At 39.9% G+C, this 18,957-nt stretch carries 19 protein-coding genes; 12 read left to right on the top strand and 7 right to left on the bottom strand.

The window, feature by feature from the left end; translation table 11 throughout:
• Nucleotides 1-44 precede the first annotated feature (44 nt).
• A complete protein-coding gene (uraA, locus tag IEX12_RS14030; RefSeq protein WP_155555601.1) occupies nt 45-1,325 on the bottom strand; it encodes a uracil permease in 1,281 nt (426 codons plus the stop codon).
• Between the two features lie 368 nt (nt 1,326-1,693).
• On the opposite strand from uraA, the gene IEX12_RS14025 reads away from it, so the two are divergent.
• Entirely contained in the window at nt 1,694-2,221 is a 528-nt protein-coding gene (locus IEX12_RS14025) for an NfeD family membrane protein (RefSeq protein WP_155555602.1), read from the top strand.
• Nucleotides 2,222-2,267: 46 nt separating this feature from the next.
• Nucleotides 2,268-3,812: a flotillin lipid rafts scaffold protein FloT gene (gene floT / locus IEX12_RS14020; protein ID WP_088049939.1), complete on the top strand. Its 1,545-nt coding sequence runs from the start codon at nt 2,268-2,270 to the stop codon at nt 3,810-3,812.
• A 526-nt stretch (nt 3,813-4,338) separates the two neighbouring features.
• On the opposite strand, the gene IEX12_RS14015 is transcribed toward floT, so the two are convergent.
• Nucleotides 4,339-4,839 carry a DinB family protein gene (locus IEX12_RS14015; RefSeq protein ID WP_286171158.1) on the bottom strand — a complete coding sequence of 167 codons (501 nt, stop codon included), beginning with the start codon at nt 4,837-4,839 and terminating at the stop codon, nt 4,339-4,341.
• Between the two features lie 186 nt (nt 4,840-5,025).
• Between IEX12_RS14015 and IEX12_RS14010 the strand changes: the two genes are divergently transcribed.
• Entirely contained in the window at nt 5,026-5,400 is a 375-nt protein-coding gene (locus tag IEX12_RS14010; RefSeq protein ID WP_088049942.1) for a VOC family protein, read from the top strand.
• A 28-nt stretch (nt 5,401-5,428) separates the two neighbouring features.
• Here IEX12_RS14010 and IEX12_RS14005 read toward each other — a convergent pair whose 3' ends face one another.
• Nucleotides 5,429-6,406 carry a cation diffusion facilitator family transporter gene (locus IEX12_RS14005; RefSeq protein ID WP_088049943.1) on the bottom strand — a complete coding sequence of 326 codons (978 nt, stop codon included), beginning with the start codon at nt 6,404-6,406 and terminating at the stop codon, nt 5,429-5,431.
• Entirely contained in the window at nt 6,394-6,699 is a 306-nt protein-coding gene (locus IEX12_RS14000; protein WP_088049944.1) for an ArsR/SmtB family transcription factor, read from the bottom strand. Before IEX12_RS14000 ends, IEX12_RS14005 begins: the two co-directional genes overlap by 13 nt.
• Before the next feature lie 203 nt (nt 6,700-6,902).
• Between IEX12_RS14000 and IEX12_RS13995 the strand changes: the two genes are divergently transcribed.
• The gene (locus tag IEX12_RS13995) at nt 6,903-7,604 is read left to right on the top strand and encodes an SDR family oxidoreductase (protein WP_088049945.1); all 702 of its coding nucleotides are present in this window, start codon (nt 6,903-6,905) and stop codon (nt 7,602-7,604) included.
• A 20-nt stretch (nt 7,605-7,624) separates the two neighbouring features.
• On the opposite strand, the gene IEX12_RS13990 is transcribed toward IEX12_RS13995, so the two are convergent.
• Nucleotides 7,625-8,308, bottom strand: a complete 684-nt coding sequence (locus IEX12_RS13990) for a DNA-3-methyladenine glycosylase family protein (protein WP_159457759.1) — start codon at nt 8,306-8,308, stop codon at nt 7,625-7,627.
• A 213-nt stretch (nt 8,309-8,521) separates the two neighbouring features.
• Between IEX12_RS13990 and IEX12_RS13985 the strand changes: the two genes are divergently transcribed.
• From IEX12_RS13985 to IEX12_RS13975, 3 genes are all read left to right on the top strand, one after another.
• Nucleotides 8,522-9,730, top strand: coding sequence for an NAD(P)/FAD-dependent oxidoreductase (locus IEX12_RS13985; RefSeq protein WP_188725395.1), 1,209 nt, complete (start codon nt 8,522-8,524; stop codon nt 9,728-9,730).
• A gap of 454 nt (nt 9,731-10,184) precedes the next feature.
• Nucleotides 10,185-10,436 carry a hypothetical protein gene (locus IEX12_RS13980; RefSeq protein ID WP_188725394.1) on the top strand — a complete coding sequence of 84 codons (252 nt, stop codon included), beginning with the start codon at nt 10,185-10,187 and terminating at the stop codon, nt 10,434-10,436.
• A gap of 135 nt (nt 10,437-10,571) precedes the next feature.
• Nucleotides 10,572-11,432: a VanW family protein gene (locus tag IEX12_RS13975; protein ID WP_188725393.1), complete on the top strand. Its 861-nt coding sequence runs from the start codon at nt 10,572-10,574 to the stop codon at nt 11,430-11,432.
• Here IEX12_RS13975 and IEX12_RS13970 read toward each other — a convergent pair whose 3' ends face one another.
• A complete protein-coding gene (locus IEX12_RS13970) occupies nt 11,433-11,789 on the bottom strand; it encodes a thiol-disulfide oxidoreductase DCC family protein (protein ID WP_188725392.1) in 357 nt (118 codons plus the stop codon).
• Nucleotides 11,790-11,939: 150 nt separating this feature from the next.
• Here IEX12_RS13970 and IEX12_RS13965 point away from each other — a divergent pair, with 150 nt between their 5' ends.
• From IEX12_RS13965 to IEX12_RS13955, 3 genes are all read left to right on the top strand, one after another.
• A complete protein-coding gene (locus tag IEX12_RS13965; protein ID WP_188725391.1) occupies nt 11,940-13,061 on the top strand; it encodes a tetratricopeptide repeat protein in 1,122 nt (373 codons plus the stop codon).
• A 668-nt stretch (nt 13,062-13,729) separates the two neighbouring features.
• Nucleotides 13,730-14,725 (top strand): ABC transporter substrate-binding protein, encoded by a 996-nt coding sequence (locus IEX12_RS13960; protein ID WP_102415370.1) that lies wholly within the window; start codon nt 13,730-13,732, stop codon nt 14,723-14,725.
• Nucleotides 14,726-14,729: 4 nt separating this feature from the next.
• Nucleotides 14,730-16,754 carry an iron ABC transporter permease gene (locus IEX12_RS13955; RefSeq protein ID WP_102415369.1) on the top strand — a complete coding sequence of 675 codons (2,025 nt, stop codon included), beginning with the start codon at nt 14,730-14,732 and terminating at the stop codon, nt 16,752-16,754.
• A 49-nt stretch (nt 16,755-16,803) separates the two neighbouring features.
• Here IEX12_RS13955 and IEX12_RS13950 read toward each other — a convergent pair whose 3' ends face one another.
• Nucleotides 16,804-17,340, bottom strand: coding sequence for a YceI family protein (locus IEX12_RS13950; RefSeq protein ID WP_088049954.1), 537 nt, complete (start codon nt 17,338-17,340; stop codon nt 16,804-16,806).
• Between the two features lie 197 nt (nt 17,341-17,537).
• Between IEX12_RS13950 and IEX12_RS13945 the strand changes: the two genes are divergently transcribed.
• Entirely contained in the window at nt 17,538-18,521 is a 984-nt protein-coding gene (locus IEX12_RS13945) for a DUF2628 domain-containing protein (RefSeq protein ID WP_159457761.1), read from the top strand.
• 23 nt (nt 18,522-18,544) lie between these two features.
• The gene (locus IEX12_RS13940) at nt 18,545-18,877 is read left to right on the top strand and encodes a DUF6884 domain-containing protein (RefSeq protein WP_188725390.1); all 333 of its coding nucleotides are present in this window, start codon (nt 18,545-18,547) and stop codon (nt 18,875-18,877) included.
• Nucleotides 18,878-18,957: the final 80 nt, after the last annotated feature.

Here is an 18,957-nt window from a genome sequence, read left to right as displayed (position 1 = left end):
ATTCATACTTCTACCCATCTCCAAAATCGATTGAAAGACATGAATTATTCGTTCGACAACTTCAACACATCAAGCAGTTTAAAGAATAATCCAAGAATGATCGCCACAATTGTTGCTAGTCCCATTCCGGTTAAAGCAACGGAACCAATTTGAACAGTTGCCCCACTGATACCGATAACGAGAACAACACAGGTTAGGATTAAGTTTTGTGACCGATTGTAATCGACTTTTGACTCTACTAGCATCCTAAGCCCGCTTGCTGCAATAATACCGAATAACAACAATGAAACTCCGCCCATCACCGGTGCTGGAATGGATGAAATCAAGGCTGCCAATTTTCCGCAAAACGATAGGATAATAGCCATAACAGCAGCCATACCGATAATCCAGGTTGAATAAACGCGGGTAATGGCAAGCACACCGATATTTTCTCCGTATGTTGTATTTGGTGTTGAGCCAATAAAACTGGAAATAATGGTAGAAATACCATTTCCGGCTAACGAACGATCAAGCCCCGGGTCTTTTGTCAAATCACTTTTCACGATATTTCCTGTCACAAATAAATGGCCGATGTGCTCAGGTATGATAACGAGTGCTGCAGGCAGGATAACCAGAATCGCTGACCAATCTATTTTCATTTGGTAAAAGGTTGGCGCCGAGATCCAGGCTGCTTCCTGCACTTTTGTTAAATCGACTAAACCGACTGCATAGGCAATAATATATCCCGCAATAATACCGATTAAGATAGGAATAATTTTCAAAAAGCCCCTTAGGGTAACCCAGCAAATAACGGTAATGCTTAGGGTCAGAAAGGAAACCAGTGCAACTTTTGGGTCAATTGCCCAGGCTGCATCAGCATCTGCCGGGGCGATCCACCCGGCCATTTCTGCCGCTGTTGGTACAAGCTCAAGACCGATTACGGCAACAATCGCTCCCATAGCAGCTGGAGGAAAAATGACGTCAATCCATGCTGTTCCAACGAATTTGACGATTAGTGCCACAATAGATAAAACAATTCCAACCATCAGGAAGCCGCCTAATACATAACTATAACCGGATCCACCTGCATGTTGACCTAAGACGACAAAGACAGGGGATATGAAGGCAAAGCTGGAGCCGAGAAATGCAGGAATTTTACCTTTTGTTATAAAAATATATAATAATGTTCCAAACCCATTCATTAAGAGAATGGTTGCTGGATCAATTCCAAATAATACAGGTACCAACACATTGGAACCAAACATTGCAAACAAATGCTGGATACCTAATGGAAGGCTTTGGGTAAATGGTAACCGCTCGTGAACCTGGATCTCATTATGTGCCATATCTTTCTCTCCCTTATAAAATTTGGTTTATCGGTTACCGCTAGTTGGAAAATCAAAAATGCCACAAAAAAACACCTTGCTGCAATTTCGCAAGGTGTTTCTGGACAGACAAAAACTACTAAACTGCTAGTTACAGGTTTTGTCCGATATCAACAGACCTACATCTGTTCCACCTTGCCAGCCTCACAGGACTGAATTAAAGGTAACCGTATAAACTTTTCATAAGCTATTATTACAATATATTGGTGATGTGTCAATCATTTTTTCAACGTATTTTTTCATAAAATTGAAACCTTTTTTGTTTTGGATTCGTATTGAATAATGAAAGGGACGTTATGAAAATAGTATATTGACAAGGGGGGATATTAATGGAGGTGCTTGGATACCCGCTGGAAACAGTTTATCTGTTTGGTTTAATTATTGGCGGCGGCTTAGTTTTTATTTTTATCTTGTTATCGGATGTCCTGGAAGGTATGTTCGAATTTCTTTCCAGTAGTATATTCAATCCAACGCTGATACTGGCTTACGTTACGATCTTGAGTGCAGCCGGTTACATACTGGAAATTTCTACTTCGCTTCACAGCTTAATCATATTTATTATTTCACTTGTCCTAGCCTTTGTACTCGTCGTGTTATTGAATGTATTTGTACTCATTCCGCTTTCTTCAGCAGAAGCATCTCTGGCATATACAGAAGAAGATTTAAAAGGAAGAGTCGGCAAAGTGATCACTTCGATTCCAGAAGAAGGGTATGGAGAGGTTGTGCTGTCTGGAAAAGGCGGCAATATAGCGAAATCTGCTAAAAGTTTTGAAGGACAGCCGATAGCAGATGGGACAGAGGTATTGGTTATTGATATTAAGGGAGGGGTTGTTTATGTGTCTGTTTATGAGCATTAGCTCTTAAAATGCAGCCAAATTTTTGAAAAACAGGGGGAGATGTAGTATGGCGCCAATCTTTATTGTAATTGGAATTGTTCTTGTATTATTACTTGTTCTAATAGGAGTATTCGTTTCAAAATACCGGACTGCTGGTCCTGATGAAGCATTGATTGTGACGGGAAGTTATTTAGGGTCAAAAAACGTAAATATGGATGAGTCAGGAAACAAAATAAAAATTGTCCGTGGTGGGGGAACCTTCATCCTGCCAGTATTTCAACAGGCTGAACCATTAAGTTTGCTTTCCAGCAAGCTTGATGTGCAAACCCCAGAGGTATATACCGAGCAAGGCGTTCCCGTCATGGCGGATGGTACAGCCATTATTAAAATTGGTGGTTCCATTAATGAAATTGCCACAGCGGCAGAACAATTTTTGGGAAAATCAAAAGAGGATCGCGAAAATGAAGCAAGAGAGGTTCTTGAAGGCCATTTGCGGTCGATTTTAGGGTCGATGACAGTCGAGGAAATTTATAAAAATCGCGATAAATTTTCACAGGAAGTACAGCGTGTAGCAACGCAGGATTTAGCAAAAATGGGGCTTGTTATTGTCTCATTTACGATTAAAGATGTCCGTGATAAAAATGGTTACCTGGAATCACTTGGGAAGCCCCGCATTGCGCAAGTAAAACGGGATGCGGATATAGCGACAGCAGAAGCAGTAAAAGAAACACGAATTAAACAGGCGGAAGCAAATAAAGATGCAACAAAAGCGGAGTTGGAGCGGGAAACAGAAATTGCCGAGGCAGAAAAGGCAAACAAGCTAAAAATTGCTGAATACACAAGGGAGCAGGATACGGCAAAAGCACGTGCCGATCAGGCGTATCATCTTGAGGAAGCCCGTTCGAAGCAGGAAGTTACGGAACAGCAAATGCAAATTAAAATCATTGAGCGGCAGAAGCAAATTGAGCTGGAGGAAAAAGAAATCGCCCGCCGTGAACGACAGTATGATTCCGAAGTTAAGAAAAAAGCGGATGCCGATCGTTATGCAGTCGAGCAGGCTGCTGAAGCACAAAAGAGAAAACAGCTTACGGAAGCAGATGCCCATCAATATCATGTAGAAGCAATGGCGAAAGCAGAAGCGGAGAAGGTTCGCATCGATGGTCTTGCACAGGCCGAAGCAGAAAGAGCTCAGGGTCAATCCGAGGCAGAAGTTATTCGTCTGAAGGGTCTGGCCGAAGCGGAGGCAAAACAAAAGGTTGCTGAAGCCTTTGACCAATATGGGCAAGCAGCAATTCTGGATATGATCTTGAAAATGTTACCTGATTATGCAAAAGAAGTCGCAAGCCCAATGGCAAATATTGATAAAATTACTGTTGTTGACACTGGCGCAAGCAGTGAAAATGGCGGTGCCAACAAAGTGTCAGGCTATGCAACTAATCTGATGTCAACACTGCAAGAATCATTAAAAGCATCATCGGGAATTGATGTGAAGGAACTGATTGAAAACTTCTCCGGGAAGGGGAATATTAGAGAAAATTTGCCGCAAATGACTGAAGGAAAAACTAGTTTGGAGTCAGGTAAGGAAGAAGAATTAATGTCATCAGGTAAGTAAGTGAAAAAAAGTCCTTATACTGAGCATTTATAACCAGCCCGGAAAAGCTTCTCGTAATTTTCGGGTTAGCTTCATGTAAAAGGGTTGGAGTATCAACCGGAGAGGATAGAACATCAACCAGAATGGGACGGGTATCGATCGAAATTTGGAAACATCGACTAGAATCGTAGAAACATCGACCGGAGACACAAAACATCAATCGGAATTGCAGGAATATCGACCGGAATCGCCCAAATACTATCCGTATCATGGTCTTCGTGCTTTTCTATGCTGGAACGTTTTTGTTCGCTTGTCAAATGAAAATAGATAAAACAATTTCCGAGTTGTCAAAACAACCCCAAATTGGTGCAAACTCATGGTTAGGTTTTTTGTTTCTGGTACTCGTGGCAATAAGCGGCCGGTATCCGGTGGTCTCATTAAGTTTTATTATTGTGTTTGGGTTCATGGTCAGTGGTAAACGGAGAAACGCTGGAAAGTTGATTGCTTGAATCTTAACGAAAAAGTCACCACAAGAGGTGACTTTTTTCTATAGTTGAACTTTATTTACTTCCAAAAAATTCTCTATTTGCTGCTTATGATGTTTATCATGCCAGGCAAAACTGGCGAAATAGTTATACATGGTATGCGGATAGCCTGAGTACTCATCAATTGTTTCCCCGTTTAATGTGAATGTCGCAAAAAATTCTTCTTCTGCCTTTTTTCTTAGTTCTGATACAAGTTCTTTTCTCGTCTCGATTTGAGTTTCTAGTAAATGATTCATCGAAACACCGGATAAAGCATAGATTGCAGCTTTTTTGTTTAAAGGTTCGAATGCAATACTAGCAATGTCAGCATCAGTTTTCATTTGAGGTAGCGTTTCATCCAATATGTATCGATCCCAGAATGTAATATGGCTGATGATTTCCGCTGGAGACCATTTCCCCTCCTTAATAGGTGTAAAGAAAAGATCCTCTTTCATATTTTTTAGTGAAGTAATCCATGTGTTAAATTGTTCCAGTTCATCAATCAGTTCTTTTGTATTATTCAAAATCATTCCTCCATATATTTTTATATTCTACTAGATTATTTCGACATAATAACCAGATAATCCTTTTAAAAATACTTCATTAAAGGGATAGCTATTGTAGATAATGATTTTTTTAATGGAATGAATATTCTTATATAACCATGCTATAATGTGAATAATAAGTTTAAAATTGAAGGAGTATTAAAATTGCTTAGTCCAATCGAGAATCAGGTCAATACTATTTTTGTGCATGTCAGCGATTTGAAAAACTCAGTAAAGTGGTATTCGAGAATACTAGGGAAGGAATATGATATAAATGCGGTGTCCGACCCGGTTTATAATATCCAGCTTAATCATCATACGGGATTAACCCTGGATGCAGGACCGGTTGGTGTGGTCAAAGAAAAAAGTTCTTCCACATATCCTTTGTTTAACTTTCATACAGATGATATTCATAAGGCATATACGTATGTAAAGGAATTGGGTTTTTCGATTCAATCCGAAATAGTTGATTTTAATGATTTTTCGTTTTTTACTGTTAGAGATCCGGATGATAATATTATTATGATCTGCACAGGTTAAGAGGCTGGACGAACAGCCTCTCTCTATATCAATGATGATGTCCATGCTGCTGTGGTTTTTGGTTAGATTCACACATGAGTGAATTTTCATGTGGGTGATCATTATTTTCTAACTGAATGGTTACATGACCTATACCCCTGTGTTCTAGCTCATGTTCAATGGATCTCAGTAATTGTTGACTATCCTGTATCGACAAATTGTCATCGACGACAGCATGACATGAAAGAGCGTTTTGTCCACTCGTTATGCTCCATACATGTAAGTCATGTATGCTTGCGATGCCAGAAACGTTTTCAATCGTTGCAATAACATCATTTAAATCAATATTTTTCGGCGTGCCTTCCATTAATACGTGGATAGCATCTTTTGCGACTCGCCATCCGCTAATTAAAACAAGAACAGCTACAATGACACTCGCAAGCGGATCCGCAAAGCTCCAGCCAAAGAACATAATTAACAATGCTGCGATAATTGCTCCTACAGAACCAAGGAGATCCCCTAGCACGTGAAGAAATGCTGCGCGTAAATTAAGGTTTTCTTCCGTATCTCCACGCATCAAAATCCACGCAACCAGGATATTAACAGCAAGGCCAATACAGGCTATGATTAACATTCCTGTTGATGCAACTTGAGGTGGGGCCATAAATCGTTCGTATGCTTCATAAAAAATATACAATGCTATTAATATGAGGGTAACCCCATTAAAAAGTGCTGCAAGTATTTCAAAGCGTTTGTAACCATATGTCTTGCTGTAATTAGCAACTTTTTCACCCATAATAAAGGCTATTACCCCAACACCTAGGGAAATAGAGTCACTTAACATGTGCCCTGCGTCGGATATCAAGGCAAGACTGTTGGTGAGAAACCCGCCGATTGCTTCTATGACCATATAGGTAGTTGTAATGATGAAACTAACTGTTAAAGCTTTTTTGTTTGCGCCATGTGTATGATCATGGCTGTGGTCGTGTCCCAAACTCAGTTCCTCCCTCCATCTTAATTGTGACATGCGTGTTCAATTGTTTGTTTCAACATATCCATAACATGTTCATCATCGTGCGAATAATACAGGGTTGTTCCTTCCCGGCGATATTTCACCAATCGTAAATTTTTCAAAAAGCGCAGCTGATGTGATACGGTTGATTGTCTAAGATGCAAATTATCTGCAATATCATTTACCGAATACTCCTTGTCAAATAATAAATACAGAATCCGAATTCGTGTCGGGTCGCATAAAGCTTTAAATGTCTGTGACACGACGAATAATGTTTCTTCGTCAAGGTCATTATGCTGTTCATCCATAAGAAATCCCTCGCTTTGTTAATATATGCGTATATTTTCATATATTAATATTGTATACATACATTGGATTTTTGTCAAAAATAAAACAGATAAAAAGCCTTTATCTCTTATCAGTGTTAAACTAAACACTCAAGGTTCAAGTTTGTTCCTAAAAAATCTATTAAAATTAGGTTCAAACATAATATACAAGGGGGGGAAATGAAATGGAAAAACTAACTGGGAAAAACGCAGTTGTAACAGGAGCCAGCAGTGGCATAGGGGCAGCGATTGCCAAGCATCTTGCACGTGAAGGGGCGAATGTTGTTTTAGCAGCTCGCAGACAGGCTGAATTGGATGAAGTTGCGGCGTCAATTAATGAACAAGGGTATGGTAAGGCGTTAGCTGTCGTGACGGATGTTGCGAAACGAAATGATATAGATGCGCTGATCCGAAAAGCCTTGAATAGTTTTGGTGAAATCGATATCTATGTCAACAATGCGGGCGCAGTACTTAACTCCAAACTGCAGGAAGGTAAAGTCGACGAGTGGGACACAATGATCGATGTTAATATTAAAGGGACACTTTATGGAATCAATGCCGTATTATCAAGTATGCTGGAGCGATCTCGCGGTCATATTGTCAACATTTCCTCTGTATCTGGTCAGGAAGTTGCGAAAACGGGAGCGGTTTACAGCGCAACGAAATTTGCTGTCAGGGCATTGTCAATGAGCATGGAAAAGGAATTGGCCCGGACTGGTGTCCGTGTAACGAATATTTCACCAGGAATGGTCAATACCGACATTATGACGAACAATTCCAGTGATCGGAAACCACTTGAGGCAGGAGATATTGCGCGGGCGGTTGTTTATGCAGTAACACAGCCGGATTATGTGAACGTGAACGAGATAACCGTAAGACCAGTGTAACAGGAATCCCCCAGAATGCCTTAGCGTTGTGGGGGTTGGATATTGATTATACTATCCATCTCGTCGATGGATTCATATCGTCTTTCAAAATCCAAATGAACCACTTCCCACAAATAAAACGAGGCAATGGTTAAATGTGGATCCCAAATGTGTTGCTTTTCTTCCAATACTTTCCTGCGGCGTGCTTTATCTGTCTTGTATAGCCATCTTGCCCCGCGCTGCAGACCGATATCATCCAGGGACAGGACATTCATTCTGCCAAGCGAAAAGATTAAAAACATTTCAGCGGTCCATTTTCCGATCCCCTTAATGCCAGTGAGCTTCTTCATAATTTGTTTGTTATCCAATTCATAAAGTGTTTCCAAATTGAGTTCGGAACTTATCACTTTATTTGCCAGGTCGCGTATATACAGTATTTTTCTTGCAGACAATCCGATGGAGCGCAATGATTCATCACTTGCACCGATAATTTTTTCCGGTGTCATATGATTATCCATTAATGTTTGTAGTCGGTTATATATCGCGTTTGCAGCTGCAACAGAAATTTGCTGACCAATCATTGATCTAATCAACGAATTAAATAAGTCCGGTCTCAGAGCTACTTCCATATTTCCGACAATCGTTATTAATTTTCCCATAACCGGGTCTTGCTTAGATAACTCGACAACAGCTTGATCATTTTTTTGAATAATTAACTTCTCCATAATTCGCCACCTCATCCCAAGTTTAGAATGAACCGGGTAAGATTTGCAAAGAATACATGTGATCAGTATCAAAGAAATTCTGACAATTCCATGACAATATTATTTCATTAGCCTATTTATAAAAACTTTGCTATTATGGATATATTGTTACATAACTGGTTTGTAATTATAGTATTTATTGCAAATGAATGAAATGGGAAGGTGGATTTGATCATGAACAAACCAAAAATTGTTGTCCTTGGTGCAGGCTATGCCGGAATGATGACAACGAAAAAACTGACACAAAATCTTGGTATTGATGAGGCGGAAATTGTACTTGTCAACAAACACAATTACCATTATGAAACGACTTGGTTGCACGAGGTAGCGGCAGGAACCATTAATCATAACAGGGCACGTTTTATGATTAGCGATGTGATTAGTCCAAATCGCGTTCGTTTAATTTACGATTCTGTTGTAGAAGTGAAACGGGATGAAAATCTTGTTGTGCTGGAAAACAGTGAAATTTCCTATGATTATTTAGTCATTTCACTTGGTTTTGTGACAAACACATTTGGCATTAAAGGGATGGAAGAAAATGCATTCTTTATTCAGGATATCGATTCCTGTCAATTGATCCGTGAGCATATCGAATACCAATTCGCTCAATACAAAAACGGTGAAGAAAAGGACGACGATAGTTTAACCATTCTAGTTGGTGGTGGTGGTTTCACAGGAATTGAATTTGTTGGGGAACTTGCTGAAAAAGTACCACAGTTATGCAAGAAATATGATATTGACCGCAGCAAGGTTCGCATCATCAATGTGGAGGCTGCACCATCGATTATGCCTGGCTTTGATAAAGACTTGGTTACTTATGCTAAAAAGTCTTTGCAGGAGCGCGGTGTGGAATTTCGTGAAGGTGCTGCGATTAAAGAGTGTAAAGCCGATTGTTTCGTTGTTGGTGAGGACAATGAGGAAATTAAGGCAGGCACCATTGTTTGGACGGGTGGTGTAACAGGCAGCCCAGTCCTAAGTAAATCCGGTTTTGAATTGACAAAAGGAAAAGTTACGGTAAACGGTGATTTACGTGCACCTGGTGAGGACAATATTTTCATTCTTGGTGACTGTGCATGGGTGATGAACGAAGCGGAAGGACGTCCATTCCCGCCAACAGCGCAGGCAGCAATGCAACACGCAACAACTTGTGCAAATAATATAAAGGCGCTGCTTCATAATGAACCATTAACAAACTTTGTATTTGATGATAAAGGTACCGTTGCCTCTCTTGGGGTTACAGATGCAATGGGTACTGTATTCTCAGGTACAAAATTGTATGGCAAATCAGCTGCGACGATGAAAAAAGTAATTGACAATCGTTCGTTATTCTTGCAAGGTGGCCCAAGACTGCTTCTTAAAAAAGGAAAAGTGCGCCCGTTTTAAATCTGACCGTATACGAATGCTTTTCCTAACGTGACGGTTTCCGTTTTAACTATTTTAAAACAACGAAGGGGAGGGTTTATGGAATGAAAAAAGGAATATTATATTTTATTTTGGCGGCACTGGCAACGGTTGTCGGTTACGCATGCGCTAGCCGGAGCATGGAAAATACACGTGACTTCCGTTAATAGATAAAATAATAAGCTCCCTTGAGTCTTCAAGGGGCTTTTTTTAGTGCTTTTTTAAATGTAATAAACAGTACTAGCAGCGGTTAGATTGCAAAGGCAAAATTCACTGAAAATTTCACAAAAAGTTCAGATTTACTAGTGGAATTCCTCCCCGTTTCGTATCATGATAGAAGTAGGTGATTGTATTATTAATGAGAATATTGATGATAAGCACTTATCGTTTTGCTCTTGTGTTTGTTAGAATTACAACATATTAGGAGGAAGATTACATGAGTATTGGACTTATTGTATTTTTAATTGTATTGTGTCTTGCAGCACTGATAGGAACAATGTTTGTTTTCAAGCAAGAGGAAAATAAGATGAAGAAATACGAAGAAGTAGGAGATAGCATAGAGGATCAGCTGAGACGTTCGCATGAATATGAAACAAGTTCTTTAAAATCAAACATCCCGCTACTAATTACCATTTATGCAGTAACAATTACTGTATCATTACTGGTGTTTGTTATTTATCTTTTTTAGAACGCCAGTACGGTTCTTGCAGATGTTTTTCGGATTCTATAATTTATGTTAAACATACGTCAGAAAATCTTCGATGTATGTTTTTCTCATGTATTTTCTACTTTTACTAATACTACTAGCAGGAGGTTGGAATAGATGAAGTCCATCATTTTTTCATTTCTGTTAGCCATTTCCCCACTAGCTGTAATACCCAATGAATTAACCGTGACTGATCAAGGAAAAATTGTTACAACCGTTACCCGTGATCATTATGCTGTGCCATTCTTGGATGGGCCATTTATCGGGAAGGAGAGACTAAACCTGATGTTTGATACCATTGAGCAAAAAGTAAGTAAATCGCCAGTTAATGCCAAACTGGATGATCAAGGGGAAATTATTAAAGAAGAACCAGGATTTACACTTGATCGGCAAAAATTCAATGTCCAGTTTCGAAAATTCTTTTATCATGGTGAACCGACAAAAATAGAAGTGCCGAAAAAGCCGGTATATCCAAGGATAGATAGTGAACTGTTAGCGGATATACGGGAAAAGAAAATTGGCAGTTATGTGACCCATTTCAAACCAGGTAACAAAGAGCGTTCCCATAACATTGAACTAGCGTCAGATGCAATCAATAATTACGTTCTATTTCCTGGGGAGACATTTTCCTTTAATAAGGTAGTTGGAAAGCGGACGAAAGAAAAAGGATACATGCGCGCTCCGGTTATCGTAAAGGGTGAATTGGCCGAGGATATTGGTGGAGGAATTTGTCAGGTATCATCAACATTGTATAATGCTGTAAATCTTGTTGGAATCAAAATTGTAGAGCGCTACTCACATAGCAGAAGTGTACCATATGTTCCACCGGGTCGTGATGCGACGGTAAGCTGGTATGGACCGGATTTTGCGTTCAAAAACGATTACAATCAGCCGATTTTAATTCGGGCAAAGGCTCGTAATGGAAAAATGATGATCAACATTTATTCTTCTGAAACAGTGGAATACAAATCATCCTAATTAGCTTTTTTTAGAAATTTGACATGCCCCATCACGACATTGGTTAACCGGGATGAGCTTTCTGTTTTTGGCAACCTTTTTATAAATGAAGTCCCCTATACCGATCGCTTTAAGAATATACATGAACGGAACCATAACCCATAGTAACGGCAGTTGTTTGGTAATTTGCATCAAGGCGTTATATCCTGTATACCATTTTCCTTTCTGATGAACATGCAGACTTTCTTCCATCGCCTTAGGATAATCTTCCAAGTCACGAAATGATGCAAAGGTAAGCCGGTTATTCCAGTCGAATTTTTTCCAGATAATGGAACTATTCGTGCAGATCTTGCAAAAACTATCGTAATAGACAATCATGCTTGATCACGCTCCTTATTGTCATTATAACACGAAAGTGAAAATATGATCATTTCATGAAACTGTGATAAAATGGGAGAAAAATCCTGGTTTTTTAGTTACAATAAGGCTGGGATCATTAATAAAGACGACTGGATAGGGGATAATGCAATGCCAAATATGGATATTTTAAACTTGGAAGAACGATTCGAACAATTGAAGGATGAGACGAACAAAGAAGATCTGCTCTTGTTGGTCAAAGAATTTAAACGTAATCATTTTCCTAATGTGCTGACAAAATCTGCGGAATACCGTAAAAAATATCGTGATCAGAAACAGCTTGTCAACCTGTTATTGCTTCTGGAAGCGGTTTGCCATGCGCAAATTGGGGAATACAAGCAATCCTCTGTAATTTTACAAACGCTATATGCGAAAGCAGAGGGTATGACTGGTAGTGAGCTTGTAACATATGGTGAACTGGCTTTTATGAGCGATTATAAGCTCGCGCGCAAAATTTTATCGGATGCAGTCAGACGAATGGAAGCTGAAGCAGAGGCTGACCGGATAAAACTTGCCCGAGGATATTTGGTGTTAGGGGAAGCGGAGGAAAAACTGGAGAAGTTTACCCGGGCGATTAAATATTATAAGCAAGGTTTAACCTATTTTCAGGAGGACGATATCCGCGATAAGTATATGATTCTTTATTTGCATTTTAAAATTGGCATGCTTTATTCTGCCAAAAATGAGCATGAAGAAGCGATCGATTATTTGGAAAAGGCGGTTGAACTTGCAGGTGAAAATTTCGAGATGAAAATCAACAGCCTGGTTAGTCTGGCAAAAATCTACGGAAGTAAGAGTGAAAATGAAAAGGCATACCCTTATTTACAGGAGTCACTTTCGCTTCTGGAGGAATCAAGCCTGTCTGAATCATTCATTCACGCTGAGGCTTTGATCGAAATGGCTTTTTATCATTTTGATCAAGCAAAATTGGACGAAGCTGCTCCTTATTATCAACGTGCAATTAATCTGTATAAAAAACTGCCTGGAAGAGATAATCGTAAAGTGGGAATGGTATACATGCAATATGCCTATTGCCTGGAGCATAAGAAAAAGGCGGACAAGCACCAGGCAGGGGTTAGTTATGAGAAGGCGATTGAACAATTGGAGAAAACAAAGGATCGTGAGCTGCTGGAAAATGCATACGCTGATGTTATTGCTTTTTTCGATGCGACAAATAATACGAAAAAGAAACGTATGTATGAAAATAAATTTGTGAAAATGGTGAATGGGTAAATTTAAAAAAGTATTGACAGCATTATCCTGCTCCGTTATCATTACAAATGATAATGAGAATCTTTTTCAATTAAAAATTTGGTCAGGAAGCAGATGATGACAGTCGCTTTAGCTGAAGCAATCAAGACGCGTCGAACAATTCTTGATTATAACCTCTGAGAAAATTGACTGGTGAGGTAACCAGGTTGTTTGATCTTCCCGAATTTGGTAAGTACTAAACCATCACATGAGAGAGAGCCGTGGGAAATGAGAATCAATGAGGATGAGACACGATCCTTTCTGGGGGAGAAAATTGCCGGCAGTTATCTACGATGAGGTTAGTTAAAGTCATTTGAGGAACAAAACATTCAAAAGCCAAGGAAATCCTATGATCGATTTTTTTGTTCTGTACCACATTCATGCATTATTTTATTACGCATTAATGGGCTGTAATACCCCTGCTGATTAGAGTTCCACTTTATTTGGGTAAGGAAGATGACTGCGGTTACATAGATAATGAGAGCGTTGCAGCGGTTGGTACGTTCATTCGCGATATTGGTTTATCGCTGATTGAGCACAACTAATAGCGGTTGTCAGATTGGATATCTAAATAAAGCGTCACGTGCAAAACTCGGACACCAATGGAAAATTCGCTTGATTGGATACCTAAACAAACGAGGAGATGTAACATGAAGAAAATAGGACTAACAGCATTTATTTTATTGCTTTCATTATTGGCTGCATGCAGTAGCAGTGAGGATAACAAAAATGACGAAAATGATACGAAGTCAGCTGACGATGGACGCCGGGTTACGTTTGAGGACGCAGTGGGAGAGCAGACGATTAAAGGGACTCCGAAGAAGATTGTTGTTCTTGAGTGGTCATACGCTGAAGATTTATTAGCGCTTGGAATTCAGCCGGCCGGTGTTGCAGACCTCGATGGTTATCATCAATTTGTTAATGTTGAGAAAGATTTTGCTGATAGTGTAAAGGATGTTGGTACACGCCAAGAACCTAATTTAGAAGCTATCTCTCGTCTGAATCCGGACTTAATCATTGCTGTGAAATTCCGGCATGAGCAAATTTTGGACAGTTTGAAGGAAATCGCCCCAACTGTCACATTTGATCCGTATAGTAAGGAAGCAGCAAGGGATCATTATCAAAATATGAAAGACGAATTTAAAACAATTGCAAAAATCGTTAATAAGAAACAAGAGGCAGATAATGCTTTGGCTGACTTAGACAGGTTTATCAAAGATCAGAAGCAGCGTGTTACTGATGCAGGTCTTGAAGGATCGAAATATATTGCTACACAAGCGTATACAGTACAAGATACACCGACATTACGATTGTTTACGGACAATTCCATTGTTTCGCAGGTAATGCGTGAATTAGGATTTGAAAATGCCTATCAATCGGGTAAAACTGAAACGTATGGATATAGTGAGGTAACGGTTGAAGCGCTACAAAACTTCCAGGAGGGGAATTTACAGTTTTTATATATTGTTCAGGATGAGGATAATATCTTTGCAAACCAGCTGAAAGGAAATCCGGTCTGGGAGAATCTAAGCTTTGTGAAAAAAGGTAATACACATCAGCTTCCAGGCAATACATGGCCATTTGGCGGTGTTTTATCTGCCGAAGTTTTAACAGAACAATTAGTCGATGCTATGGTAAAAGAGTGATGTTATGGAGAATGCCTTTCAAAAGACATTAGTTGCGGTTCTCACCTTTGGAGGTGGAATCGCGCTTTTGTGCATATTCGTTTTTATTCATATTAATCAAGGAAATGTTTCTATTCCTGTTTCTACTGTCAAGGGCGCAATTTTTGCACCTGAAGATACACTTGCACATCACACAGTGCGTGTTTTACGCTTGCCTCGGGCGGTAATGGGAATTCTGGCCGGTGGAGCCCTTGCTGTTGCAGGGGTAGTATTGCAAACCGTAACAAAAAATCCGCTAGCCTCGGCAAGCACACTGGGGATTCATTCCGGAACATATTTTGCAGTAGTAGCAACGACGGTGTTTTTTCCTGCTGTATTGGTTGGAAACGGGATCATCGCTGCGTTTCTTGGTGGTATTATTACGTTTTTAATTGTCTTTATCTTATCTGGAGGAAATAGTGCGACACCTGTACGGATGGTGTTAGCTGGTATGATTGTTACGTTTCTATTTTCTTCATTAACTAGTGTCCTGCAGATTTTTTATGAAAACGAAACGGCAGGGTTGTTTTTATGGGGATCAGGAACGTTGGTGCAAAATGACTGGAGTGGTGTACATTTTTCTTGGCCGTTTATTTTGGCTGGATTCATTGTACTATTATTCATGGCCTTTAAGCTTGACACATTATCATTAGGTGATGATGTCGCAATTGCTTTAGGACAAAATGTAAATACCGTCAAGTTCATATCGGTTATCGCCGCCGTTATGCTGACATCGGTGACGGTAAGTGTTGTTGGTCCTATCGGGTTTGTCGGGCTAGTTGCCCCGCACATTATCAAACTGATTGGCTATCGCAAGCATTTACCACTTATTATTGCATCCTTTATTTGGGGTGGAAATGTCCTGCTTTTTGCCGATATACTGGCTCGAATAATTGACCCGTCCTTTTCCGAGTTGCCGGTCGGTGCATTAACTGCATTGATCGGGGCACCATGGCTAATCTGGTTAGTACTGCGGCTGAAAAGGGCAAAATACGGCGATGAAGTGACGTCGGTTACAGCTGGGAAAACAACGATGGATATGTCCTTAAAAGTTGTTATTCCTATGCTAATTGTGCTAATAGTATTCGTGTTTTGTATTAGCCTTGCATCTGGAAATTACGGTTTTGAGCCGATGGTAACACTGCAGGCGTTATTCGGTGAATCAAACGCCTTTATGAAGGGCTTAATTGTCGACCTGCGATTGCCAAGAGCGCTTGTTGCGTTGTTAAGCGGCATGGTGCTTGCTGTAAGCGGGTTGATTTTCCAAGGAGTATTACAGAATCCGCTGGCGGACCCATCTGTAATCGGAATCACTTCCGGTGCCGGAGTAGGTGCATTATTAACGATGTACGTTTTTGGTGTTTCGGCAGCTTGGATTCCGGTTGGTGCAATTATCGGATCGTTTGTGTTCTTTTTAATGGTTATGATTTTTGCTATTCGTGCGGAGTTCAAACCAACAATTTTAGCGTTGTTAGGAATCGGTGTCTCCGCCTTTGGCTCAGCAATTGTTCAGATATTGGTCGTTCGTGCAGATATTGGTGTAGCATCAGCGTTGACATGGTTATCTGGTACGACCTATGCAAAAGGCTGGTCAGAATTGGTAAACTATTTAGTTTGGCCGGTTGTAATCATTTTTCCTCTGCTTGTTATACGTATGCGGGTACTGGATACATTAGCTTTAGGAGACGATACTGCTAAGGGGCTTGGAATGCGGGTGATGTCTGCCAGATTTCAATTGGCATTTTTGGCAACTTTATTAGCGGCACTAAGCGTGGCAGCGGTTGGGGCTATTGGGTTTGTCGGGCTTATCGCACCGCATATTGCCAGATTGCTAGTCGGTCCAGCGAATCAGCGATTATTGCCGGTTACTATTTTGATTGGGGGAGCGTTATTAGTCGTGGCGGACTTGTTCAGCCGGACATTGCTCGCACCAAATGAAATTCCTTCAGGGGTTCTTGTTGCAATCATTGGCGCTCCTTACTTTTTATGGCTGATGAAGAAACGGGCGTGATCGTTTGAAAAGAGACTCTCCATCAGGAAAGTCTCTTTCAAAAATGCAATTATGCTTCTTTTTGTGCTTCAATTTCAACATTGAGTTTTACCTTTTCACCAACAACTACGCCACCGGTTTCAAGGGCAGCATTCCATGTTAAGCCAAAGTCCTTACGGTTGATTTCCGCGGTGCCGCTGAATCCGGCAACTATATTACCACTCATCGGATCTTTGTGCTGACCTTCGAAAGTCACATCAAATGTAACGGGTTTTGTTGTGCCGCGAATCGTTAAGTCTCCGGTTACATCATAATGATGCGCAGATTTTTTTGTGATATCTGTAACTTTGTATGTCATTTTTGGATGATTTTCCACGTCGAAAAAGTCAGCAGAGCGCAAATGATTGTCCCGGTCTTCTTTCCGCGTGTTAATACTATTTACATCAATTACAAATTCTATTTCTGCATTCGTTAAGTCTTCTGGATCTGCAACAACAGTGGCTTCAAAGTCTTGGAAAACTCCTTTTGCTTTTGAAACCATCATGTGTTTTACGACAAACTCTAATGAACTGTGTACTGGATCGATTAGCCAAGTTGATTTTGCCATCTTAATCCCTCCATAAGGTATTTTTTATATGTTAGTTACTTTTCAATACTAAGTATAAAATCATAAATTAATATTGTCAAGTTAATTTTTAGCATTCCCGTAGTCATTCATCCTTAAACCAATCAGGTCAGGGATCGCAAATCGATCCTGGATAATGCTATAATGATGCTAAGATGAAAAAAGTGGGGAGGACTATTATGTATTGTGCCAATTGTGGATCAGAACTGGATGCAGATGCAAGCTTTTGTATGAATTGCGGCCATAAGGTGATGCAGCCTGTTTCTGCAACGAGCATGGATTCGGAGCCAGTTCAGAATGCATCCTATGAAACTAGTTCTTTTGATGAGGATGTGCGTTATTTTGTTGGTGAGAAATATCCTTTCTATGAATCGAAATGGAAGCGTATGAAGGAAAAGGGGAATCCGACATCGCTAAATTTCCCGGCTTTCTTTTTAAGCATATTTTGGCTTGGGTACCGGAAGATGTATCGGGAAGTTGCTATTCTTGCACTGATTTTCTTGGCATTCGATTTTATTCTTTATCTGGTTGGTTATCAATACACGGCCCAATCGCTATGGGATCCGGTAGACAGGTCAATCAATATGGGTGTCGCAGTCATGATGGGACTTTTTGGCAATTACTTCTATCAAAAACATACGCTGAAAAAAGTATCCTTAATCCGTAATCAGGGTTTGACGGAAGAGGTAAAACAAATGGAATTGAAAAAACGTGGGGAAGCAAGTTTTCTTGGTGTATTGCTTTCAGTCCTCATTTCAGTAGTTATATATATTCTCCCAGCGTCGTTTATTCCGATGAATGTTGATCAGGTGGAGCTGATCAAATATGGAACATTTGAACAATACCCCGATAAAACGGTTGGAGAGACATTTGATGATTTTTTTGCACGTGGAGATTGGCAAGAGGTTACCAATGATAGCAAATCCATTGTTGTGGCGTACCATGGTGAAAAACAGATTGATAACCACAATTATGATATTCGGATTGAATTTTATAAGGAAAAGGATAGTGAGGCATTTGATATCCAGCGTATTGTTGTTGATGATGAAGCGTTGTCGTTGAGTGAGACAACTAGTTTTCTGGAATATGTTTTCAGCAATGGTCAACTTCATGGAGATGATTCGTTTGATGGCGGTGGGCCATCAGACAGCTATATGTGGTGACAGAATAAATTGGGGGTGTTGTCATGAAACAACTAGGTATTATTCCGTGTGGGATCAAGAAAGTCTGGGATAAGTATCCAGAATTAGGTGCAGTGCCAGCAATGGAAGCTTATATTGGCACATTTCATACGTTATGCCGTAATTACGCAAAAACTTTTACAGATAATTGGGTGATTTTATCGGCAAAGCATGGTTTCCTGTTTGCGGAAGATATCGTGGACGGTCCATATGATGTAACGTTTAATCAAAAAAGCGATGAAATCATTTCGATGGAGCAACTGCGGGAACAGGTTAGGATGAAACAACTAGATAAATACGATGAAATAATTGTGTTAACAGCACTAGCGTTGCATTAATTATAACTAATAATAAAAAATGTTGGTAATGTTCAATTTTTAACTGTCTAGACAACAAAAAATCCTTTATAATGAATAGG

This window comes from Lentibacillus populi (assembly GCA_014642895.1).
Taxonomy (GTDB): Bacteria; Bacillota; Bacilli; order Bacillales; family Amphibacillaceae; genus Lentibacillus_C; species Lentibacillus_C populi.
Note: the sequence above shows the minus strand (reverse complement) of the source record. Positions and strands in the feature narration are given on the sequence as shown.